This window comes from Staphylococcus sp. SA22 (genome assembly GCF_054165785.1).
The window spans coordinates 69148-91308 of the sequence record NZ_JBSZQY010000005.1 but is presented as its reverse complement, the minus strand read 5'-3'; the positions used below and the strand labels follow the sequence as shown (position 1 = coordinate 91308).

Annotated in this window: 23 protein-coding genes; 14 read left to right on the top strand and 9 right to left on the bottom strand. The window is 32.3% G+C overall.

Annotated elements, in window-relative coordinates:
• Positions 1-56: 56 nt before the first annotated feature.
• Together ACXQH5_RS06320 and ACXQH5_RS06315 are read right to left on the bottom strand one after the other, a co-directional pair.
• A complete protein-coding gene (locus ACXQH5_RS06320) occupies positions 57-1409 on the bottom strand; it encodes an Nramp family divalent metal transporter (RefSeq protein WP_001060841.1) in 1353 nt (450 codons plus the stop codon).
• Between the two features lie 183 nt (positions 1410-1592).
• Positions 1593-2207, bottom strand: coding sequence for a YktB family protein (locus ACXQH5_RS06315; RefSeq protein WP_000170598.1), 615 nt, complete (start codon positions 2205-2207; stop codon positions 1593-1595).
• Between the two features lie 156 nt (positions 2208-2363).
• On the opposite strand from ACXQH5_RS06315, the gene ACXQH5_RS06310 reads away from it, so the two are divergent.
• Entirely contained in the window at positions 2364-3191 is an 828-nt protein-coding gene (locus ACXQH5_RS06310; RefSeq protein WP_001240322.1) for an inositol monophosphatase family protein, read from the top strand.
• 153 nt (positions 3192-3344) lie between these two features.
• Here ACXQH5_RS06310 and ACXQH5_RS06305 read toward each other — a convergent pair whose 3' ends face one another.
• Positions 3345-3536: a DUF5325 family protein gene (locus ACXQH5_RS06305; protein WP_000810617.1), complete on the bottom strand. Its 192-nt coding sequence runs from the start codon at positions 3534-3536 to the stop codon at positions 3345-3347.
• 101 nt (positions 3537-3637) lie between these two features.
• On the opposite strand from ACXQH5_RS06305, the gene typA reads away from it, so the two are divergent.
• Positions 3638-5485: a translational GTPase TypA gene (gene typA / locus ACXQH5_RS06300; RefSeq protein ID WP_057504513.1), complete on the top strand. Its 1848-nt coding sequence runs from the start codon at positions 3638-3640 to the stop codon at positions 5483-5485.
• A gap of 139 nt (positions 5486-5624) precedes the next feature.
• Here the strand turns inward: typA and ACXQH5_RS06295 are convergent, their stop codons facing one another.
• Together ACXQH5_RS06295 and ACXQH5_RS06290 are read right to left on the bottom strand one after the other, a co-directional pair.
• Positions 5625-5792, bottom strand: a complete 168-nt coding sequence (locus ACXQH5_RS06295; protein WP_001250275.1) for a YlaI family protein — start codon at positions 5790-5792, stop codon at positions 5625-5627.
• A gap of 1 nt (position 5793) precedes the next feature.
• Complete coding sequence (locus tag ACXQH5_RS06290; RefSeq protein WP_000614711.1) at positions 5794-6276, bottom strand: hypothetical protein; 483 nt, start codon at positions 6274-6276, stop codon at positions 5794-5796.
• Between the two features lie 140 nt (positions 6277-6416).
• Between ACXQH5_RS06290 and ACXQH5_RS06285 the strand changes: the two genes are divergently transcribed.
• The 3 genes from ACXQH5_RS06285 (at position 6417) to ACXQH5_RS06275 (ending at position 12238) form a co-directional block, all read left to right on the top strand.
• Positions 6417-6692, top strand: coding sequence for a YlaN family protein (locus ACXQH5_RS06285; RefSeq protein WP_001118970.1), 276 nt, complete (start codon positions 6417-6419; stop codon positions 6690-6692).
• A 313-nt stretch (positions 6693-7005) separates the two neighbouring features.
• Positions 7006-8232, top strand: a complete 1227-nt coding sequence (gene ftsW, locus ACXQH5_RS06280) for a cell division peptidoglycan polymerase FtsW (protein WP_000787940.1) — start codon at positions 7006-7008, stop codon at positions 8230-8232.
• 553 nt (positions 8233-8785) lie between these two features.
• Positions 8786-12238 (top strand): pyruvate carboxylase, encoded by a 3453-nt coding sequence (locus ACXQH5_RS06275; protein WP_000809507.1) that lies wholly within the window; start codon positions 8786-8788, stop codon positions 12236-12238.
• An 83-nt stretch (positions 12239-12321) separates the two neighbouring features.
• Here the strand turns inward: ACXQH5_RS06275 and ACXQH5_RS06270 are convergent, their stop codons facing one another.
• Positions 12322-13233 (bottom strand): COX15/CtaA family protein, encoded by a 912-nt coding sequence (locus ACXQH5_RS06270; protein WP_000467197.1) that lies wholly within the window; start codon positions 13231-13233, stop codon positions 12322-12324.
• A 439-nt stretch (positions 13234-13672) separates the two neighbouring features.
• Between ACXQH5_RS06270 and cyoE the strand changes: the two genes are divergently transcribed.
• From cyoE to ACXQH5_RS06250, 4 genes are all read left to right on the top strand, one after another.
• A complete protein-coding gene (gene cyoE / locus ACXQH5_RS06265) occupies positions 13673-14584 on the top strand; it encodes a heme o synthase (protein WP_000031404.1) in 912 nt (303 codons plus the stop codon).
• A gap of 24 nt (positions 14585-14608) precedes the next feature.
• A complete protein-coding gene (locus tag ACXQH5_RS06260) occupies positions 14609-15070 on the top strand; it encodes a DUF420 domain-containing protein (protein ID WP_000538764.1) in 462 nt (153 codons plus the stop codon).
• 321 nt (positions 15071-15391) lie between these two features.
• Positions 15392-16429, top strand: coding sequence for a CAP-associated domain-containing protein (locus ACXQH5_RS06255; protein ID WP_000733412.1), 1038 nt, complete (start codon positions 15392-15394; stop codon positions 16427-16429).
• A 15-nt stretch (positions 16430-16444) separates the two neighbouring features.
• Positions 16445-16879: a YlbF family regulator gene (locus ACXQH5_RS06250; RefSeq protein ID WP_000606480.1), complete on the top strand. Its 435-nt coding sequence runs from the start codon at positions 16445-16447 to the stop codon at positions 16877-16879.
• 80 nt (positions 16880-16959) lie between these two features.
• Here ACXQH5_RS06250 and ACXQH5_RS06245 read toward each other — a convergent pair whose 3' ends face one another.
• Entirely contained in the window at positions 16960-17889 is a 930-nt protein-coding gene (locus ACXQH5_RS06245; RefSeq protein ID WP_000757578.1) for a glycerophosphodiester phosphodiesterase, read from the bottom strand.
• A gap of 238 nt (positions 17890-18127) precedes the next feature.
• Here ACXQH5_RS06245 and ACXQH5_RS06240 point away from each other — a divergent pair, with 238 nt between their 5' ends.
• Positions 18128-18382, top strand: a complete 255-nt coding sequence (locus ACXQH5_RS06240; RefSeq protein ID WP_001049150.1) for a YlbG family protein — start codon at positions 18128-18130, stop codon at positions 18380-18382.
• Between the two features lie 2 nt (positions 18383-18384).
• Here ACXQH5_RS06240 and ACXQH5_RS06235 read toward each other — a convergent pair whose 3' ends face one another.
• Complete coding sequence (locus tag ACXQH5_RS06235) at positions 18385-18774, bottom strand: DUF7147 family protein (protein ID WP_000814565.1); 390 nt, start codon at positions 18772-18774, stop codon at positions 18385-18387.
• Between the two features lie 69 nt (positions 18775-18843).
• Between ACXQH5_RS06235 and rsmD the strand changes: the two genes are divergently transcribed.
• Both rsmD and coaD read left to right on the top strand, forming a co-directional pair.
• Entirely contained in the window at positions 18844-19386 is a 543-nt protein-coding gene (rsmD, locus tag ACXQH5_RS06230; RefSeq protein ID WP_001263802.1) for a 16S rRNA (guanine(966)-N(2))-methyltransferase RsmD, read from the top strand.
• A 1-nt stretch (position 19387) separates the two neighbouring features.
• On the top strand, positions 19388-19870 hold the full coding sequence (gene coaD, locus ACXQH5_RS06225; RefSeq protein ID WP_000401377.1) for a pantetheine-phosphate adenylyltransferase: 483 nt from the start codon (positions 19388-19390) through the stop codon (positions 19868-19870).
• A 61-nt stretch (positions 19871-19931) separates the two neighbouring features.
• On the opposite strand, the gene ACXQH5_RS06220 is transcribed toward coaD, so the two are convergent.
• Positions 19932-21071 carry a nucleotidyltransferase gene (locus ACXQH5_RS06220; protein ID WP_000843597.1) on the bottom strand — a complete coding sequence of 380 codons (1140 nt, stop codon included), beginning with the start codon at positions 21069-21071 and terminating at the stop codon, positions 19932-19934.
• Positions 21072-21197: 126 nt separating this feature from the next.
• On the opposite strand from ACXQH5_RS06220, the gene ACXQH5_RS06215 reads away from it, so the two are divergent.
• On the top strand, positions 21198-21755 hold the full coding sequence (locus tag ACXQH5_RS06215) for a YceD family protein (protein WP_000872155.1): 558 nt from the start codon (positions 21198-21200) through the stop codon (positions 21753-21755).
• A 79-nt stretch (positions 21756-21834) separates the two neighbouring features.
• On the top strand, positions 21835-22008 hold the full coding sequence (gene rpmF / locus ACXQH5_RS06210) for a 50S ribosomal protein L32 (protein WP_000290472.1): 174 nt from the start codon (positions 21835-21837) through the stop codon (positions 22006-22008).
• Positions 22009-22161: the final 153 nt, after the last annotated feature.

Sequence of the window (22161 nt, the reverse complement as noted above, 5' to 3'; positions counted from 1 at the left end):
TTAAAATGTTAAGTTGTTAATTATTAGATACAACCAACATTTTAATGGTTTTATTTTTAACCTTGTAGTTCTTGGAATGTTTGAACGATTAAATAGACATTTAAAATACTTAGAATAATAATAAGTGTCCATGAAATGATATTAACCCATGTTTTATTATAGAAAGGTCCCATCAAGTCTTTATTACTAGTTGCTAATTGTAATGGTATTAAACAGAACGGCAGAGCAATACTTAAGAATACTTGAGAGAATACAAGTAGCTGCTCAATTTTAGCTGCATTACCTTTAAAAATGATTAAACATACGATAACAGGAATGACAGCAAGGGAACGTGTAATTAAACGTCTTAACCAATTTGGTATGTGTAATCTTAAAAATCCTTCCATTACGATTTGTCCTGCTAAAGTACCAGTAATCGTTGAATTTTGACCTGACGCTAATAATGCAACTGCAAATAATGTACTCATGATTGCACCCATTGTTGCACCCAGTACAGGTTCAGTTTTTAAGGCATGATATAAATCATAGAAACCACCTAAATCGTCAGCGTTTGAGTTGAAAAATAGTGATGCTCCTAATACTAATAATAAGCAATTGACTACAAATGCGATTGATAACTGAATGTTCGAATCTATCGTAGCAAATTTAATCGCTTGCGCCTTTTCTTCATTGTTATGTCTTGAGTATGTTCTAGATTGTACAATTGATGAATGTAAGTACAAATTATGAGGCATAATTGTAGCTCCAATAATACCTAATGCAATATAGAGAATGCCGTTATTTGTAATGATTTCACTATGTGGTATAAATCCATTTAACACAGCGTTCAACTGTGGTGATGAAATATAGACTTCAAATATAAAGATGAATAACACTGTGAAAATTAATGTACCAACAATAGCTTCAATTTTTCTAAAACCATATTTCATTATAAATAGTAGTAAAAATACATCAAGTACAGTTATTAGTGCACCGACGATTAAAGGTATGTTAAATAGGAGATTGAGAGCAATAGCACTACCAATAACCTCAGCAATATCTGTGGCGATAATTGCTAGTTCTGCAATAATCCAAAAGATTATAGCAATAGGTCTTGATAAATAATGTCGTGTCATTTGAGCTAAGTCCATACCTGTTGCTATTCCTAATCTCACTGTCATGCTTTGAAGTAACATTGCTGATAAACTTGAAATAAGAATTACGAATAGCAAAGTATAGCCATATTGCGCGCCACCTTGCATTGATGTTATCCAGTTTCCGGGATCCATGTAACCAACAGCGACTAATAACCCAGGCCCAAGAAATGATAAAAATTTCTGTTTATTTGAACTGCGATGATCGAATTTAATTGTATTGTTTATTTCGTCTAAACTTAATTGTTCATTTGTTGAATGTCGTTTATTATTCATTTTGACTCACCTCTACTTCTTATGGACAATATAATAACCTAATAAAATGTTTAGGTCAACCTAAATTTATTTTAATTTTTTTAAAAGTATGAATTATTATGTTGAACGTTCGATTTAAAGGTAAGCGAAAAGAGCACGAAATCAGTGATGTGATTACGTGCTCTATTATTTAAACAAAGTTATTTATGCAGAATAAAATGGTAAGAACTGATCGAAGGTTTCTTCTAAAAATGCAATAAATGCTTTGTCACTTTTTAATCTTTTATCTTGTGGTGTGATTGCACGCGCTATAAAGAATTCACCTTTTTTTACATTGATGGCTCTTTGTATCGCTTCTTTTAAATCATCATCCGTTAAATCTTTAATAAATGGTTTATCAGGTTTCATATGATCTAAGCAAACACGATAATCATCAGGTAATTGTTGAATAGCTTTAAATTTTCTTTCAAAAACTTTTGCACGTGTTGCTTTATCTTTTGCTTCATGCATGATTCCAAACATAACAAACAGTTGATCTTCAAACATACCAATTTGGAAATGAGGTAACATTTTATAGCCTCTTTTGTTTGTTGCAAAAGCAACCCATGTATCTTTAGGAGGATTCACACTTCTTCTAGCATGCTTTGCTACGTGAGGATAAAATGTTTCACCAGTTTGACTTGTAAAGAAGTCACTAAAATATTCTCCTAATTCATGGAGTTGTGGTCGTATGTATTCGTTTAAAGCTTCCATTCGTGCGTCTAAGCCTTCTACGTTGAACGCTTTGAAATCTTTAGGTTTAAATGTGTATTTTGTCATAGAGTACCTCCTGTATAGTGTTTAAAAATATTGTAGCATATGTTTTATCAATAGTAGCTTAAGATGCTCTCATTAAAATTAGTATTTTCATTTTTATCATAAGAAGTTATTTTTATAAAATGTTGATGTATAATAAAGATGTTAGGAGATGATGTTATGGCACTTTATGGATTTGCCCAAGGACTTATTCAAGAAGCAGGAATTAGAATTAAACAATTGATGGAGCAAAATTTAACAATTGAAACAAAGTCAAATCCGAATGACCTTGTTACAAATGTAGATAAAGCAACAGAAGATTTTATTTTTGATACAATTTTAGAAACATATCCCAATCATCAAGTATTAGGTGAAGAAGGGCATGGTCATGACATCGATACTTCCAAAGGTACGGTATGGGTTGTTGACCCAATAGACGGTACATTGAATTTTGTTCATCAACAAGAAAATTTCGCGATTTCAATTGGTATTTATATCGATGGTAAACCTTATGCAGGTTTTGTATATGATGTTATGGCTGATGTCTTATATCATGCTAAAGTAGGGGAAGGTGCATATCGTGGTAGCCAACCCTTGAAACCATTGAATGATTCTAATCTAAGACAAAGCATTATTGGGATCAATCCGAACTGGTTGACGAAACCTGTGCTAGGAGAGATTTTTAAGGATGTCGTAAATATTTCAAGAAGTGCAAGGGCATATGGTAGTGCAGCGCTTGAAATTGTTTCTGTCGCTACCGGTAATTTAGAAGCATATATGACACCTAGACTCCAACCGTGGGATTTTGCTGGAGGACTAGTCATTTTAAATGAGTTGGACGGTCAAGCTTCTAATTTATTAGGTGAACCGCTAACAATTGGTGGTCCAAACTCAGTTTTAGTTGGTAATCGTGGTGTTCATAGAGAGATCCTCGATGTATATTTAGAGCCACATCGCGATGCGTTAATACAATTACATGAACAACGATTTAAAAGAAAATCAAAATAATTACCAAAAGCGTAATATGTAGTCCTAACAATTAGGTAACATATTACGCTTTTATATCTTAAATAATAAAAACACGCGCCAATATAAAACCATTTAAATGTTCATCATGAACATGTGTGGTCTTTAATCAACGCGTGTTATTGTCGATATAACTTATAGCCAATCGTTTTCTCGATATTTTTTCTTTGTAGTAAATCCAATTCCAAAGGTTGCAACGAGTAATATAAATGTTAAAATCATCATTGGTACATTTGATGCACCAACAGCAAAACTAAATAATATTAAGAAAATAACAGCTAATATAGAAAATACCCAAAAGATATTTTTAGATTTTTTTTGTTTCATCCTATCCCCACCTTTTGCTTATCTTTTCTCAATTATATGATATAATAAAAAAGTTGTAATTAAAAGTGGGATTTTACTTAAGAAAGAAGGAAACTATTTATATGACTAATAAAAGAGAAGATGTCCGCAATATAGCAATTATTGCTCACGTTGACCATGGTAAAACAACTTTAGTAGATGAGTTGTTAAAACAATCTGGTATATTCAGAAAAAATGAACATGTCGATGAACGTGCAATGGACTCTAACGATATCGAAAGAGAGCGTGGAATTACGATTCTAGCCAAAAATACGGCTGTTGATTATAAAGGTACACGTATCAATATTTTGGATACACCAGGACATGCAGACTTTGGTGGAGAAGTAGAACGTATTATGAAAATGGTTGATGGGGTTGTCTTAGTAGTAGATGCGTATGAAGGTACAATGCCTCAAACACGTTTTGTACTTAAAAAAGCGCTAGAACAAAACCTAAAACCTGTTGTTGTTGTTAATAAAATTGATAAACCATCAGCACGTCCAGAGGGTGTTGTAGATGAAGTTTTAGATTTATTTATTGAATTAGAAGCAAACGATGAACAATTAGAATTCCCTGTTGTTTATGCTTCAGCAGTAAATGGTACATCTAGCTTAGATCCTGAAAAACAAGATGATAATTTACAATCATTATATGAAACAATTATTGATTATGTACCAGCTCCAATTGATAACAGTGATGAGCCATTACAATTCCAAGTAGCATTGTTGGACTACAATGATTATGTTGGACGTATTGGTATTGGTCGTGTATTCAGAGGTAAAATGCGTGTCGGAGATAATGTATCACTAATTAAATTAGACGGTACAGTGAAAAACTTCCGTGTAACTAAAATCTTTGGTTACTTTGGATTAAAACGTTTAGAAATTGAAGAAGCGCAGGCTGGAGATTTAATTGCTGTTTCAGGTATGGAAGACATTAACGTTGGTGAAACTGTAACACCACATGACCATCAAGAAGCATTGCCAGTTCTACGTATTGATGAGCCTACTCTTGAAATGACATTTAAAGTTAACAATTCACCATTTGCTGGCCGTGAAGGTGACTTTGTAACAGCGCGTCAAATTCAAGAACGTTTAAACCAACAATTAGAAACAGATGTATCTTTGAAAGTTTCTAACACAGATTCTCCAGATACATGGGTAGTTGCTGGTCGAGGTGAATTGCATTTATCAATCCTTATTGAAAATATGCGTCGTGAAGGTTATGAATTACAAGTTTCAAAACCACAAGTAATTATTAAAGAAATTGATGGTGTAATGTGTGAACCATTTGAACGTGTGCAATGTGAAGTGCCACAAGAAAATGCAGGTGCAGTTATTGAATCATTAGGTGCACGTAAAGGTGAAATGGTTGATATGACTACAACTGATAATGGACTTACACGTTTGATCTTTAATGTGCCGGCTCGTGGTATGATTGGTTATACGACTGAATTTATGTCAATGACAAGAGGTTACGGTATTATTAACCATACATTTGAAGAATTTAGACCACGTATTAAAGCGCAAATTGGCGGTCGTCGTAATGGTGCATTAATTTCAATGGATCAAGGTTCTGCAAGTACTTATGCCATTTTAGGACTTGAAGATAGAGGTGTAAACTTCATGGAACCTGGTACTGAAGTTTATGAAGGTATGATTGTTGGTGAACATAATCGTGAAAATGATTTAACTGTTAACATCACTAAAACAAAACATCAAACTAACGTACGTTCTGCAACGAAAGACCAAACACAAACAATGAATAGACCGCGTATTCTAACATTGGAAGAAGCGTTACAATTCATTAATGATGATGAACTTGTTGAGGTTACACCAGAAAGCATACGTTTAAGAAAGAAAATTTTAAACAAAAATGTTCGTGAAAAAGAAGCAAAGCGTATCAAACAAATGATGCAAGAAAACGAATAATTTAACATAATAAAAGAGAAGCTGAGCGATGAAAGTTGCTTAGCTTCTCTTTTGGCATATAATATTTGAAAAAGTGTTTAAATGCTATCAGTTCCTGTTACTTTCACATTTTCAAATTTCTAACTTGTTTATTCAGATATTAATCGAGCGGATAGTGTTGCGCACGTTGTTTAGGGGTGTCTAATCGACTTTTACAATCATCGCACATAAATGTTCGAATAGGATTGTTTTTAAGTCGTTTAGACTCAGTTGTGCGCTCATCTATAAATACTTTTGCATCACAGATAATGCATTGCACTTGTCTCAAATTAAATCACCTCAATATGAGTTACATGGTTGATTCGATTTGAATAACCATCTTCTTGATTGTAAATAAAACTATCTACACCATTATCGCTGTAAAGTCGTTTACCGTCTTTTGCAAATTGGAAAAATAAATAGGGTAATAGATCTATCGGTATATCTAAATGATCATGCTCATTTGATAATCGAATAGTAGTTGCAGAGTCATGTGGTTCGGAATGTTTGAAAAATGGTGTCATATTAATGACAAATGAACCTTCTAACATGGCACGTTTTTTGTATTTTATTTCTGAATTTAAAGTAGGCGGATTAGTTTGTCCTTCTAGGATAGCACGATTCCATTCATGATTATCTTCAAAGTCGATTGGTTTTGAACCATCAAATACACCTTTTTCTAAATCTTCGATGCTAACTTTTCTATCATCGAAAATCCAAGTCGTACTATCTAATGTTATAGGAAACTTTACGGCTCCTTTAATTTGTATCATTTTCCCACTCCCTATCAATGTATATAGCATTATTTTAACACAAATTGCTAACGACACATTTTAAATCTACTTGCTTTTTAATATTTAGTAAGATAAACTTTTAGTAAGACTTGAGAATTTATATAGAGGGGGAGCGTGTCATGGCGAAACAAACAACAATGAAAAATGCAGCTTTGAAACAATTGACTAAAGATGCTGATGAAATCTTGCATCTGATTAAAGTTCAACTAGATAATTTAACATTACCTTCATGCCCATTATATGAAGAGGTACTAGATACACAAATGTTTGGACTTCAAAAAGAAGTTGATTTTGCTGTTAAATTAGGTTTAGTTGACCGCGAAGATGGCAAACAAATTATGTTACGTCTTGAGAAAGAACTTTCAAAATTACATGAAGCTTTTACACTTGTTTAAGGTTTAATATATAAGCATATTAAAACGGCGTGAGATATCGACAATTGAGCTGCGCCGATTTTATATTTATAGTTTAATTACTGATTAAAGTGGCTGTTATGTTGTCTTCTTGATGACATGTCAGTCACTTTTATTGGGTTTTAGCAATTCACGATATTAAGTAAACAAATATTCTATAAATTACCTCAAGATACCTGTTAATATTTGTGATTATGACGATGTCATGTATATAATAAGTAACATGGATTTTTAAAATTAAAGTATAAAACGAAATCATTTGAAGTATAAATTGTAGAATTGGATGACTGAATATATGAAGAATTTTAGAAGTATTTTACGGTATATTGGTAAAACCTCAAAGTTTATTGATTATCCGTTATTAGTTACATATATTGTATTGAGTTTAATTGGATTAGTGATGGTATATAGTGCCAGTATGGTTCCAGCAACTAAAGGTACATTGACTGGTGGTATCGATGTTCCAGGAACGTATTTTTACAACCGACAATTAGCATATGTCATAATGAGTTTTATAATTGTATTTTTTATTGCATTTTTAATGAATGTTAAATTACTGAGTAATATTAAAGTGCAAAAAGGTATGATTATAACTATCGTCTCGCTATTATTACTGACGTTAGTAATCGGTAAAGATATTAATGGTTCTAAAAGTTGGATAAACTTAGGGTTTATGAACTTACAGGCATCTGAGTTATTAAAAATTGCAATCATATTATATATCCCATTTATGATCAGTAAAAAAATGCCTAGAGTATTAAGTAAACCAAAATTAATTTTAAGTCCTATTGTATTAGCATTAGGTTGTACGTTTTTAGTTTTCTTACAAAAGGACGTAGGGCAAACATTACTAATATTAATTATTTTAGTTGCGATTATTTTTTATTCAGGAATTGGGGTAAACAAAGTCCTGAGATTTGGTATACCAGCAGTGCTAGGATTCTTAGTAGTATTTGTCATTGCATTAATGGCTGGTTGGTTACCAAGTTATTTAACTGCCAGATTTAGTACGCTAACAGATCCATTCCAATTCGAATCAGGAACTGGATACCATATTTCCAATTCATTGCTTGCGATAGGTAACGGTGGCGTATTTGGTAAAGGATTAGGAAATAGTGCAATGAAATTGGGCTATTTACCAGAACCACATACAGATTTTATTTTTGCAATTATTTGCGAAGAATTAGGTTTAATCGGAGGGTTGCTAGTTATTACTTTAGAGTTCTTTATTGTATATCGTGCCTTCCAGTTTGCAAATAAAACATCATCATATTTTTATAAACTTGTGTGTGTTGGGATTGCCACATACTTTGGAAGCCAAACGTTTGTAAACATTGGCGGTATTTCGGCAACAATTCCATTAACTGGTGTGCCATTGCCATTTATCAGCTTTGGTGGATCATCAATGATTAGTTTAAGTATTGCTATGGGATTACTTCTGATTGTAGGTAAACAAATCAAAGTAGACCAGCAACGAAAGAAACAACAGCAAAAAGTTGATATAAGAAGACAATTTAATTAAAAAAATACTAGCCAATATTTAGTACGAGATGACTTCTGTCATTAAGCAATGCTAAACATTGGCTATTTATATACTCTTTGTCAAATTGGACTGATGAGTTCAATAACGGAAGTTAGGCAACCAAACAACGCTTAACTTCCTTTTTGTTTTGTTATTACGAGATTACTCATGATTATCAAATTTTATAAACAAAACAACGTATAATTATAACTAAATTTTATGACTAAAAATCACTAAATGTGGTGGCGAAATTAGAATCATGATGATAAGATAAAGTTATCGCTATTGATAATAAATGTTGATGTTTTACAATTTTATTTTTAATTTTTTAGAGTTGTAGAAATCGAAAATGTTTCACAACAAAAACGTGAACTATCTGTTGTTGCATAATCATTTTTGAAATTATTATTTTTGAAGCGGAGGTTTTAATTGTCTCAAGAATGTTAAATTTTGAAAATTTGAAACATAACTATAGCAAAACAGAGCGCTTTAAGATAAAATTTTATTATCTAATTAGTTAGAAAATTCTAATAGTTTGAGGAGTGTATCGCTATTGAAACAAATAAAAAAGTTACTTGTTGCTAACCGTGGAGAAATTGCAATTCGTATATTCAGAGCGGCAGCAGAATTAGACATCAGCACAGTTGCAATTTATTCGAATGAAGACAAAAGTTCATTACATAGATATAAAGCAGATGAATCCTATTTAGTTGGAAGTGATTTAGGTCCTGCTGAAAGTTATTTAAATATTGAGCGTATCATTGATGTAGCAAAACAAGCGAATGTGGATGCGATTCATCCTGGCTATGGATTTTTAAGTGAAAATGAACAATTTGCGCGTCGTTGTGCAGAAGAAGGAATTAAATTTATTGGTCCTCATTTAGAACATTTAGATATGTTTGGAGATAAAGTTAAAGCTCGTACAACGGCTATCAAGGCAGATTTACCAGTTATTCCTGGTACAGACGGTCCAATTAAATCATATGAATTAGCAAAAGAATTTGCAGAAGAAGCTGGTTTCCCGCTAATGATTAAAGCCACAAGTGGTGGCGGCGGTAAAGGTATGAGAATCGTTCGTGAAGAAAGTGAATTAGAAGATGCTTTCCATAGAGCAAAATCAGAAGCAGAAAAATCATTTGGTAATAGTGAAGTTTACATAGAAAGATACATTGATAATCCAAAGCATATTGAAGTACAAGTCATAGGTGACGAACATGGAAATATCGTACATCTATTTGAACGTGATTGTTCAGTACAACGTCGTCATCAAAAAGTTGTAGAAGTTGCACCATCAGTTGGATTATCACCAACATTACGTCAACGTATTTGTGATGCTGCAATTCAATTGATGGAAAATATTAAATATGTCAATGCAGGTACTGTTGAGTTTCTAGTATCTGGTGACGAATTCTTCTTTATAGAAGTTAACCCTCGTGTACAAGTAGAGCATACAATTACAGAGATGGTAACAGGAATTGATATTGTTAAGACACAAATTTTAGTTGCAGCAGGTGCCGATTTATTTGGTGAAGAGATTAATATGCCGCAACAAAAAGATATTACAACATTGGGCTATGCCATCCAATGTCGTATTACAACAGAAGATCCGTTAAATGATTTCATGCCAGATACTGGAACAATCATTGCTTATCGTTCAAGCGGTGGCTTTGGTGTACGTCTTGATGCTGGAGATGGTTTCCAAGGTGCTGAGATATCACCTTATTATGATTCATTACTCGTAAAATTATCTACACATGCGATATCATTTAAACAAGCAGAAGAAAAAATGGTACGTTCATTACGAGAAATGCGTATTCGTGGTGTTAAAACTAATATTCCATTCTTAATTAATGTAATGAAGAATAAAAAGTTCACAAGTGGTGATTACACAACTAAATTTATTGAAGAAACACCAGAACTTTTCGACATTCAGCCGTCTCTAGATAGAGGTACTAAAACATTAGAATATATAGGTAATGTAACAATTAATGGTTTCCCAAATGTTGAGAAACGTCCGAAACCAGACTATGAATTAGCATCAATTCCAACTGTATCTTCAAGTAAAATCGCTTCATTTAGTGGTACGAAACAATTGCTTGATGAAGTAGGTCCAAAAGGTGTAGCTGAATGGGTTAAAAAGCAGGATGATGTCTTACTAACAGATACAACCTTTAGAGATGCACACCAATCATTATTAGCTACACGAGTTAGAACTAAGGATATGATTAATATCGCATCCAAAACAGCGGACGTATTTAAAGATGGTTTCTCACTAGAAATGTGGGGCGGTGCTACATTTGATGTGGCATATAATTTCTTGAAGGAAAACCCATGGGAACGACTTGAACGTCTACGTAAAGCTATTCCAAATGTATTATTCCAAATGTTGTTACGTGCTTCAAACGCAGTTGGTTATAAAAACTATCCTGATAATGTTATTCATAAATTCGTACAAGAAAGTGCTAAAGCAGGCATAGATGTCTTTAGAATTTTCGATTCATTAAACTGGGTAGATCAAATGAAAGTTGCCAATGAAGCAGTACAAGAAGCGGGCAAAATCTCAGAAGGTACTATTTGTTATACAGGTGACATTTTAAATCCTGAGCGATCAAACATTTATACTTTAGAGTATTATGTCAAACTAGCTAAAGAGTTAGAACGTGAAGGTTTCCATATTTTAGCGATTAAAGATATGGCAGGCTTATTAAAACCTAAAGCTGCTTACGAATTGATTGGTGAGTTAAAAGCAGCTGTAGATTTACCAATCCATCTTCACACTCATGATACAAGTGGTAATGGTTTATTAACGTACAAACAAGCAATAGATGCTGGTGTCGATATCATTGATACTGCTGTTGCTTCAATGAGTGGTTTAACAAGTCAGCCAAGCGCCAATTCGTTATATTATGCATTAAATGGCTTCCCACGTCACCTTAGAACTGATATTGAAGGTATGGAGTCACTTAGTCATTATTGGTCAACTGTACGTACTTATTATTCAGACTTTGAAAGTGATATCAAATCACCGAATACTGAAATTTATCAACATGAAATGCCTGGTGGACAGTATTCGAATTTAAGTCAACAAGCTAAAAGTTTAGGTTTAGGCGAAAGATTTGATGACGTCAAAGATATGTATCGCAGAGTGAACTTCTTATTTGGTGATATCGTAAAAGTAACGCCATCGTCTAAAGTAGTTGGTGATATGGCACTTTATATGGTACAAAATGATCTTGATGAACAATCCGTGATTACAGATGGCTATAAATTAGATTTCCCAGAATCAGTAGTGTCGTTCTTCAAAGGTGAAATAGGACAACCTGTAAATGGTTTTAATGAAGATTTACAAGCGGTTATTTTAAAAGGCCAAGAAGCATTAACAGCTCGTCCAGGTGAATATTTAGAGCCAGTTGATTTTGAAAAAGTCCGTGAGTTGCTTGAAGAAGAGCAACAAGGTCCTGTTACGGAGCAAGATATTATTAGTTATGTATTATATCCAAAAGTATATGAACAATATATTCAAACTAGAAATCAATATGGAAACTTATCGTTACTTGATACGCCTACATTCTTCTTTGGAATGCGTAATGGTGAAACAGTAGAAATCGAAATCGATAAAGGTAAACGATTAATTATTAAACTAGAAACGATTAGTGAACCAGATGAAAATGGTAATAGAACGATTTACTATGCGATGAATGGTCAAGCGAGACGTATTTATATTAAAGATGAAAATGTGCATACAAACGCGAACGTTAAGCCAAAAGCAGATAAAAGTAATCCAAGTCATATCGGTGCGCAAATGCCAGGTTCAGTAACTGAAGTCAAGGTTAGTGTAGGTGAAACAGTGAAAGCTAATCAGCCGTTGCTAATTACTGAAGCTATGAAAATGGAAACAACAATTCAAGCACCATTTGACGGTGTGATTAAACAAGTAACTGTAAATAATGGTGACACAATAGCGACAGGCGATTTATTGATCGAAATTGAAAAAGCAACTGACTAGAATGATTAAAATAAAACGAGATTACACAACAATTGACGTGTAATCTCGTTTTTACTTGTCTTAGGCTTAGGTTTGCTTTTTTGTTATTGCTTGTCACTTCTTACTGATCGTAACATTAGCATGATAAAGTATGTTGTCATACCAAATAAATAAGTGATAAATAATGCATGGAATAGTGCGATTATCAAGTTAACATTTGTCATAATAGACAATGCACCTGTGATAACTTGTAATATAACAAGTATAAATGCAGCTGTATAACCATAATGAACAGTACGGTTATTTGGATAATTTTTAATAGCGTGAATATAAGTAATCATAATAATCGTAAACACTATAAAAGCCATGATACGATGCGTGAGTTGAACCCAATCTTGTTCTGAATGTGGTACAAGATCGTGGAATGGCAATGGCCAACCACCATATGCTAAACTTGCATCCGCATGTCTCACTAGTGCACCAGTGTAAACACCACAATAAATGATGATTGCCATTAACCATGTTAAACGTCTTAATGGCTTTTTGATATATAATTCGTCAGCTTCATATTTTTGATCTATAGAGAAAATAATTAATGTTATTAAAAATACAGATGAGAAACTGATTAATGATATACCAAAGTGCAATGCTAAAACGTAATCGTTTTGTTGCCAAATAACAGCAGCAGCTCCGATTAATGCTTGCAATAATAAGAATCCAACACTAATGATTGATAAAGGTTTAATTTCTTTAATATAGCCTATATGTTTCCATGCAGTGATAACTAACCATAAGACCATTAATAAAGACAAAGCTGAAACGGCTCTATGACTTAACTCAATAATCGTATCAATAGGAAAGAATTCTGGAATCAACGCACCATGACATAGTGGCCAAGAAGAACCACAACCATCAGCTGATCCGGTTTTGGTAACTAAGGCACCACCAAGTTGTACAAATGTCATCATTAACGTTGCTACGACACCTAACCATTTTAAATTATTTTTGCCAAACAATTTATACACCCCATCATAAAAAAACGCATCACTGAGAATTAGAATTAATAGCCGGATTTGAGATGATACTATAAATTGACCTGATTGTAGGATATGAAAAGATGGGATCCAACGCAGGAAATATGATTTAATTTTACAAGTATTGTAAGTGGACGACATAAAAAGAACTTAATCGTAATGATTTTTTTATTGGGATAATTATGTAATCCACGTTTACTCAAATTTGAAGCTTAAATATTAATCTCTTTTAGATGCATGATTCTACTTATTAAAATTTTCTAACATATACATTATAGCAATAAATTAAATGTTATTTGTGTCACAAAATTGACATTTTCTCTTGTCGTTAATTTGTCACAATTTAATTTTATTAAACCTAGTCTTTTTATGCAATCTAAGATATCATAATCTTATATGAACAAATTTAAGGAGGGGGATTATGAGCAAAGAGCATACTTTGTCACAAAATATTAGCAGAGTTAACTTCAAAGAATTGCAACAGATAATTAAAATGGGACTTGTTCAAGGTAACTTAATTCCGGCTTTTGCGGGCGCATGGCTAGCAGTTGTAATGACAAATCATTCCTTCTTATCATCAATACCTCAAATTTTATTAATGCTATTAGGATCTACTTTAATTATGGGTGGCGCATGTGCGTTAAATAATTATTACGACCAAGATATTGATCGTATTATGCCTAGTAAACAAAATAGACCAACTGTAAATAATAGAATTACAGATCAAAATTTATTACTATTAAGTTTTGGTATGATGTTAGTTGGAGAAATTTGTTTGTTTTTATTGAATATACCATCAGGCGTACTTGGTCTTATGGGGATTGTAGGTTATGTGTCTTATTACTCAATATGGTCTAAAAGACATACAACATGGAACACAGTGATTGGGAGTTTTCCTGGAGCAGTACCACCACTAATTGGATGGGTTGCAATTGAAGGCCAAATTAGTTTAACAGCGATTGCGCTGTTTTTAGTTGTATTTTGTTGGCAACCAATTCATTTTTATGCCTTAGCTATTAAACGTAAAGATGAATATGCACTTGCAAATATTCCAATGTTACCATCAGTTAAGGGCTTTAAACGTACACGTGTCAGTATGTTTGTCTGGTTGATTATTTTATTGCCAGTACCTTTATTACTAATAAATTTAGGTATCGTATTCATAGTGTTAGCTACATTATTAAATTTAGGATGGATTGCATTAGGTTTAACAACATTTAAGAAAAATTCAGATCAAACAAAATGGGCAACACAAATGTTTATATATTCACTAAATTATTTAGTGATCTTTTTCGTGTTAGCTGTGATTGTTTCATTACTTACTTTGATCTAGATTAATTAAGTTAGGATGAAAAATATGGGCGTTCCAATTTTACCAACGATTAGTACGACATGTATTGTCATAAGTGCAATTTTAATTGCCATTGGTTGGAGACTTATTTGGAAAAGGGAAATAAATAAGCACAAAAATGTTATGTTAGCTGCAGCTATTTTTGCTTTAACTTTTTTCTTAATCTATGCAAGTAGAACGATTTTTATCGGTAATACAGCATTTGGCGGACCAGCATCAATTAAGAAATATTATACGATTTTCTTATTTTTCCACATTAATTTAGCAACAATTGGTGGTATTCTAGGTCTAGTTCAAATTATTACAGCATTTAAAGATAAATATAATGTACACCGCAAATTTGGGCCATTCGCTTCAGTTATATGGTTCTGTACTGCAATTACAGGTGTAGCAGTTTACTTATTATTATATGTATTATATCCAGGTGGAGAAACGACATCACTGATTAAAGCAACATTTGGTCATTAATACGCTTATACAAATGATACTAATCTGATAAGGCAATTTGTTTTATCAGGTTTTTTGTTGAAGAATAGTCGGACAGTTGATGGTATTCATTTGATACCTTAACTGTCCATTTTTTTATACATATTTTAATCCTAATAATGAAATTCAACCTGAAAACATAAAGATAGGTTATGATATAGAGTGTAGGGAAAATCTTTATGATGTTAACATTATGCCTGAAGATGATTTTGTTTCATCGAAATGACACAGTCAGTGTTGAAAACTTGCTAATTAATGTGTTGTTTTTTACAATAGTATTAATACTTTTTAGGTGGTTGATTGATGAAAAAGTTAATTATAAGAGTCGTCGGTGTATTATTTTTAGTTGGATTTTTAATATATCTTTTTTATTCACCGAGATTAAAATTTGATGTATTAGAGAACCCGAATAAAGGTAATAAAGTAAATAGATCTGAACAGGTGAATAAATCAAATAACCATGCTGAAAATCCAAAGCCTAAAGAAGGTGTTGGTACATGGGTAGGTAAAGATATTAAAGTGCTTACTTCTAAATTTGGACAAGCAGATCGTGTCTACCCTTTTAGAGATGGTTACAAAAATTATGTATTTAAAGACAAAAACAGTTATTACATTGTTTCAACTAAACGTGAAGAAATCGTTTCAGTGTATGCTACAGGTGAAAAAGTAAATGTTAGTCCGTTAAAAATAGGACAACATTCTGCAGAAATTTTTAATCATACAAGTATTAATCCAGAACCGTCCTTTAAAGTAGATGGTAAAAAATATGAATTTGAACTTTCAGATGAAGATTTAAAAACACAAACACTGATTAAATATGGCAACATATATGCACAAGTGTATTCTGATCAACAATCGAAAAAGGTGCTAAGTGTACGATTTTTAACAAAAGAAATGTTAGCAGATATTGAACCTTATCAATTAAATTCTAATTCTACGTCAGAAGAGCATAATAAGCGTCCAGCTGAGCAAAATCCAAATCAATTAATTTCTCTTTATGAAGTAACGAATGAAATGAGAAAATTAAAAGGATTAAAACCATTGAAAATCAATAGCGATTTAGCACATATTGCATCTAATAACTTATATGAAGCGACCTCTAATGGTTCTGATAGTGTTGAATTTACAGAGGACGCATTAAGAGGGCAATTAGATAAAAATCACGTTACTTATAAAACAACTGCTCAAAATGTTGGTTATGCGTTTAATGATGTACCAACATTAATCCATAGTTGGATGAATTCAGATATACATCGATCTCGTCTATTAAATTCAAAATACGATGAGATGGGTGGAGATGTAATGAGAGATTATTATTCACTAATTTTCTTAGAAAAATAACAATGAGGGGTATTTATGATTAATGAAGCTTCACTAGCGATATTAGATGATATTGATGAACTAGCTGATATGATAGTTGCATCAGATATTTATGCATCATTTGAGCAAGCTAAACAGGCGCTCGAAAACAATGACGAAGCACATTTACTTTATCAATCATTTTTAAAATCAAAAGAGAAATATGATGAAGTAATGCGTTTCGGGAAATATCATCCTGATTATAAGAAAGTCATGTTAGAGACAAGACAACGCAAAAGAGCATATGAGATGCTTGACGTTGTGATGCATTACAAAGCTAGGGAAATGGCACTTCAACATTTAATTGATGAAGTTGTTACGAAAATTGCGTACGCTGTTTCAGAACATGTCAAAATAGAAACAGGTAATCCATTCTTTCAAACATCACATAGTGGTTGTGCGACGGGCGGATCCTGTAATTGTTCATTATAAAAAACATCGAGTCAGAAAAAGATGGTTATTGAAACCATTAACTAGCATCTGACTCGATGTTTTTGTTTATTGTTTTTTGTTTATTGTTTTTTGTTTATTGTTTGTTTGAATTGTTGTGCTAAATCTGGTCGATCTGTCACAATCGTGTGTGCACCTTTTTGGTATAAATCATTCATCAGATCTATACTATTTACGCCATAATAGCCTGGAATGACATTCATATCATTTAACCATTTGATAAAACGAGATGAAGTCAAATCAATGCCTTTAAAATGAGTAGGCATTTGGAACGTTTGTGCTAATGGTTGGTAGTACCTACCACCTAATAAATGATATTTTAAAAATGCCTCTGTAACTTCCTGTTGGCTAGCACCAATTGCAACAGATCCTTGTGCAATTTTATTAAAACGTACGATTTGTTCTTTATAAAAACTTGTCACAAGAACACGGTCAAATGCTTGATTTTCTGCAATTGTATCAAACATAATTTGTGGTGCGATTGAGCCTTCATAGGATTCAGGAGCATCTTTTAAGTCTACGTTTATATACATATCAGGATATTGCTTCAGCAACTCATCGAAGGTTAGTATAGCTGTGTGTGCATGACCACGATATGGTGTTAGTCCATTTATATCTTTGAAGTGATAAGCTGCGTCTAATTTCTTTAATTCTGCTAATGTATGGGCACTAACTTTTCCAGAGCCGTTCGTCGTTCTATCGACAGTTGCGTCATGAAAAACGATAAGCTGTTGATCTTTTGTGAGTCTCACATCTGTTTCAAAGCCATCAACGCCTAATTGTTTAGCATAGTCAAATGCAAGTTGCGTTTGCTCTGGTCTTAAAGCCATACCACCGCGATGCGCAAATATATATGGTGCATTGCCTTTGAAAAAAGCAGGGATGGTTTGTTTTTTAGTAATCACTTTATTTTTATTTATCATAAACAAACTACTTACAAATCCAGCACCGACTAGTACCGCATTTAAAATGTTTCTGTTTACTTTTTTCATAAAAAATTCCTCCTCGTTTACTTTTATAGCTTAACAAATTCATAGTTCTGACTACAGCGAAATGTGTGGTTAATCATATAGTGATGCTTTTGAGAATTGAATTAATATAATGATGTTTAATATAATCTAAATACATTTATCGAGCAATTACATAAGACATAATTAAGGTAGCTTAATATTTTAAAATTAATAAAGACATGATATGATTAATGCTGAAAATAAATGGAGTGAGGTTTAAATGAATTTAATCCCAAGAACTAGTATTGTAGTTTATTTAAAACATATGAAACATGAACGACAAATCCGAAAATATGGACATATCGTTCATTCAAATAGAGATCGTAAATTTGTAATTATGTATGTGAATGAGCAAGATGTTGATCAAATTGTACATAAACTAATGCAACTTAAATACGTTAGACACATTGATGGCTCACCATATAAATACTTAAAGAAAACTTACGAAAAAGAGAAACACGAAATATATAATTAATATTATTGAAGTTCTGGTATCCATTTTTGGAGCCTTAACACACTAATTAAATAATTATAATATAACGATAAATCATGAAATGCTTGAGGGGGCTGTACATCGATACCTAAAATTGGTATGTCGAATTTTTCAGCACAATCATTAATCATTTGAAACTTTTTATTTGAATCTGGATATGGATATTTAATAGCGTTAATCATGATATAAAATGCTTGGAAATGATTGCCAGTTGTAGGGTTCATAATGATTGCTACAGATGACTTTTTATTTTCAGCTTGTGGTGAATGAAAATAGATAATTTTATCAATACGTTGATGGTTATATTCAATCATCGTCATGAATTCGAACAAATCTGTTAGACCTTCACCAAGTGTAATAAATGTTTGTTTCATTGGTTTATCATTCTCCTTTTTCTCAATAAATTATATTAAATAACTAAATGAATTGGAAGTGTGAACAACATGCGCGTCATTGCAGGTAAACATAAAAGTAAAGCTTTAGAAAGTATGGAAGGCCGTAATACGAGACCAACTATGGATAAAGTTAAAGAAGGTATCTTTAATAGTTTATATGATGTGTCAGGTATAGGTTTAGATTTATTTGCAGGAAGCGGGGCGCTTGGAATAGAAGCACTCTCTCGAGGTATGGATAAGGTTATCTTTGTTGATCAAAATTTTAAAGCTGTAAAAGTTATTAAATCAAATCTTTCGAATTTGGATTTAGAGGCACAATCTGAAGTTTATAAAAATAATGCAGATAGAGCTTTAAAAGCATTGTCAAAACGTGATATTCAATTTGATGTCATTTTCTTAGATCCACCTTATAATAAAGGTCTCATTGATAAAGCTTTAAAACTAATTTCAGAGTTTAATTTATTGAAAGAAAATGGTATCATCGTTTGTGAATTTAGCAATCATGAAGAAATAGACTATCAACCGTTTAATATGATTAAACGTTACCATTATGGGTTGACAGACACATTGTTATTAGAAAAGGGAGAATAGCATGGAACATACAATAGCGGTCATTCCGGGTAGTTTTGACCCCATTACTTATGGTCATTTAGACATTATTGAGAGAAGTACAGATAGATTTGATGAAATTCATGTCTGTGTTCTTAAAAATAGTAAAAAAGAAGGTACGTTTAGTTTAGAAGAGCGTATGGATTTAATTGAACAATCTGTTAAACATTTACCTAATGTCAAGGTTCATCAATTTAGTGGTTTACTAGTCGATTATTGTGAACAAGTAGGAGCTAAAACAATCATACGTGGTTTAAGAGCAGTCAGTGATTTTGAATATGAATTACGCTTAACTTCAATGAATAAAAAGTTGAACAATGAAATTGAAACGTTATATATGATGTCTAGTACTAATTATTCATTTATAAGTTCAAGTATTGTTAAAGAAGTTGCAGCTTATCGAGCAGATATTTCTGAATTCGTTCCACCTTATGTTGAAAAGGCATTGAAGAAGAAATTTAAGTAATAAAAATAACAGTATTTTAGGTTTATCATGGTTTACAATCCTAAAATACTGTTTTCATTTGTTAACGATATTGCTGTATGACAGGCGTGTTGAAATCTGTTTGTTGTTGCCCGCTTATTGCATTGTATATGTGTGTTGCTTTGATTTCATTTGTGAAGTAATGTGCATTGCTTTTGTTAATATTGGTTATATATTGTCTTTCTGGGAACGCTGTTTTTAAATGCTTTAAATATTGTCTGCCACGGTCGTTCATCGCTAATACTTTAACTGCGTGAATGTTTCTCGTAACATCTGTAGGTTTAATGTTTAATAATACATTCATTAACAGTCTTTGGATATGCGTATATGTATAACGCTTTGTTTTTAGTGATTTTACAAAATGATGAAAATCAGTTGCTTCATTAATGTTAGATTTTAAACGATTTTCAAAACCTTCAGTAACAGTATAAATATTCTTTAATGACTCTGTAGTCATAGCAATGATTTGATATTTCAAATATGGAAATATTTGATTTAATGTTATATGAGGTGTTACGTACAGGTGTTGAATATCTTTAGGTACCACATGATGCCAATGATCATCTTGACTAATGATTGATGTTCTAATAGATGTACCACTTGCAAACTGATGGTGTTGAATTAATGAATCATGATGTTGAGCATTTTCTCGTTTAATAGAAATTGCATTGATGTTTTTAGCATGTTTAGCAATTGCTTTCAGATAACTAATACCAAGTATGTTGTTAGGACTTGCTAGTGCTTCATGATGCTCTAATAATTCGCTAATGATACGAGGGTAGCTTTTACCTTCTTTTACTTTTTGTGAAAAGGATTCGGATTGTTCAATTTCATTAATGCTGTGAGCTAATTGCTTTAATGTTTTGATATCATTATTTTCACTACCAAATGCAATTGTATCGACACTCATATAATCTGCGACTTTAACTGCTAGTTCGGCAAAATGATCGCCAGATGATAAACTGGCAGTTGCTGGTAGTTCGATAACTAAATCAGCTGTTGATAATGCCATTTTTGCACGAGTAAACTTATTATAGATTGCTGGTTCGCCACGCATGACAAAGTTACCACTCATTATTGCAATAGTAATGTCAGCATTTGTAAGTTTTTTAGATTGATTAATATGATATTGATGCCCATTATGAAAGGGATTATATTCTGTGATTAAGCCAACGCTTTTCATTTGCAATTCGTCCTTTCGGTATTCATTATTAATATTGTAACAGAACATGATATGTTAAGAAAAAATCTTGACAACTTGTTCTTAGAAAGTTAAAATAAATTTTGTGCTTGTTAGAGGTGAAGCCATATGAAATGGTCAATTACGCAATTAAGGAAATATCAAGGTAAGCCATTTGAATTTGATCAAACGGTGAGTTTTGACAATTTAAAAGAATCATTAGATTTAATTGATTTATCTCCAATTACAATCCAAGGTCAGTTAACCATTAAGTCAACAGAAGTCGTTGCGGATATTCACATTACTGGTACGTATACAATGCCTTGTGCACGTACTCTTGTACCAGTTAAAGTCCCACTAGATGTAACTACTACAGAAGTATTTGATTTAGAAGGGTACAATCAGTATAACGATGATCAAGATGATGTAGATGAACACTATCACATTATTAAAGATGGTATGGTTAATCTTCATGATATTGTCGAGGATATAGTTATTATTGAGAAACCAATGAGAGCTTATTCAGAGCAAAGTGACCAAATGTTGACAGTAGGTAATGGTTGGGAAGTAATCGATGAGGATCAATTAGATGAGCTTGCTAAACAGCAAGAACAAGATGATTCAGAATCACGACAAGTTGATCCAAGGCTTCAAAAATTACAACAATTATATGATAAAGAGCAATAAGTAGTTTAATTAATGATATAATGTTGTTAATTAAACTAACATTTAGTATTTTTCGTTTATAATCTAAGGAGGATATATCATGGCAGTACCAAAAAGAAGAACTTCTAAAACTAGAAAAAACAAACGTCGTACGCATTTCAAAATTTCAGTACCAGGTATGACTGAATGCCCAAACTGTGGCGAATACAAATTATCACACCGTGTATGTAAAAACTGTGGTTCTTACAATGGCGAAGAAGTAGCAGCTAAATAATTTTAGTTACTCAATATAAAAAGTCCCGCTTAAAATGATTGTTTTAAGTGGGACTTTTTATATTGCAAAAAATAATTGGCGGACGAGGTAACAGGCTACCTCATCCACCAATTAAAATTTGTTAATTTAATAATTAAATATAAAGACGATTAA

Coding starts and splice junctions, on each gene's coding strand:
- ACXQH5_RS06220 (WP_000843597.1), bottom strand. CDS start 21,071: ATGAAAAGCGTTGGCTTAATCACAGAATATAATCCCTTTCATAATGGG.
- rpmF (WP_000290472.1), top strand. CDS start 21,835: ATGGCAGTACCAAAAAGAAGAACTTCTAAAACTAGAAAAAACAAACGT.
- ACXQH5_RS06215 (WP_000872155.1), top strand. CDS start 21,198: ATGAAATGGTCAATTACGCAATTAAGGAAATATCAAGGTAAGCCATTT.
- cyoE (WP_000031404.1), top strand. CDS start 13,673: ATGAGCAAAGAGCATACTTTGTCACAAAATATTAGCAGAGTTAACTTC.
- ACXQH5_RS06240 (WP_001049150.1), top strand. CDS start 18,128: ATGAATTTAATCCCAAGAACTAGTATTGTAGTTTATTTAAAACATATG.
- ACXQH5_RS06255 (WP_000733412.1), top strand. CDS start 15,392: ATGAAAAAGTTAATTATAAGAGTCGTCGGTGTATTATTTTTAGTTGGA.
- ACXQH5_RS06290 (WP_000614711.1), bottom strand. CDS start 6,276: ATGATACAAATTAAAGGAGCCGTAAAGTTTCCTATAACATTAGATAGT.
- rsmD (WP_001263802.1), top strand. CDS start 18,844: ATGCGCGTCATTGCAGGTAAACATAAAAGTAAAGCTTTAGAAAGTATG.
- ACXQH5_RS06320 (WP_001060841.1), bottom strand. CDS start 1,409: ATGAATAATAAACGACATTCAACAAATGAACAATTAAGTTTAGACGAA.
- ACXQH5_RS06260 (WP_000538764.1), top strand. CDS start 14,609: ATGGGCGTTCCAATTTTACCAACGATTAGTACGACATGTATTGTCATA.
- ACXQH5_RS06305 (WP_000810617.1), bottom strand. CDS start 3,536: ATGAAACAAAAAAAATCTAAAAATATCTTTTGGGTATTTTCTATATTA.
- typA (WP_057504513.1), top strand. CDS start 3,638: ATGACTAATAAAAGAGAAGATGTCCGCAATATAGCAATTATTGCTCAC.
- ACXQH5_RS06245 (WP_000757578.1), bottom strand. CDS start 17,889: ATGAAAAAAGTAAACAGAAACATTTTAAATGCGGTACTAGTCGGTGCT.
- ACXQH5_RS06285 (WP_001118970.1), top strand. CDS start 6,417: ATGGCGAAACAAACAACAATGAAAAATGCAGCTTTGAAACAATTGACT.
- coaD (WP_000401377.1), top strand. CDS start 19,388: ATGGAACATACAATAGCGGTCATTCCGGGTAGTTTTGACCCCATTACT.
- ACXQH5_RS06235 (WP_000814565.1), bottom strand. CDS start 18,774: ATGAAACAAACATTTATTACACTTGGTGAAGGTCTAACAGATTTGTTC.
- ACXQH5_RS06315 (WP_000170598.1), bottom strand. CDS start 2,207: ATGACAAAATACACATTTAAACCTAAAGATTTCAAAGCGTTCAACGTA.
- ACXQH5_RS06310 (WP_001240322.1), top strand. CDS start 2,364: ATGGCACTTTATGGATTTGCCCAAGGACTTATTCAAGAAGCAGGAATT.
- ACXQH5_RS06250 (WP_000606480.1), top strand. CDS start 16,445: ATGATTAATGAAGCTTCACTAGCGATATTAGATGATATTGATGAACTA.
- ftsW (WP_000787940.1), top strand. CDS start 7,006: ATGAAGAATTTTAGAAGTATTTTACGGTATATTGGTAAAACCTCAAAG.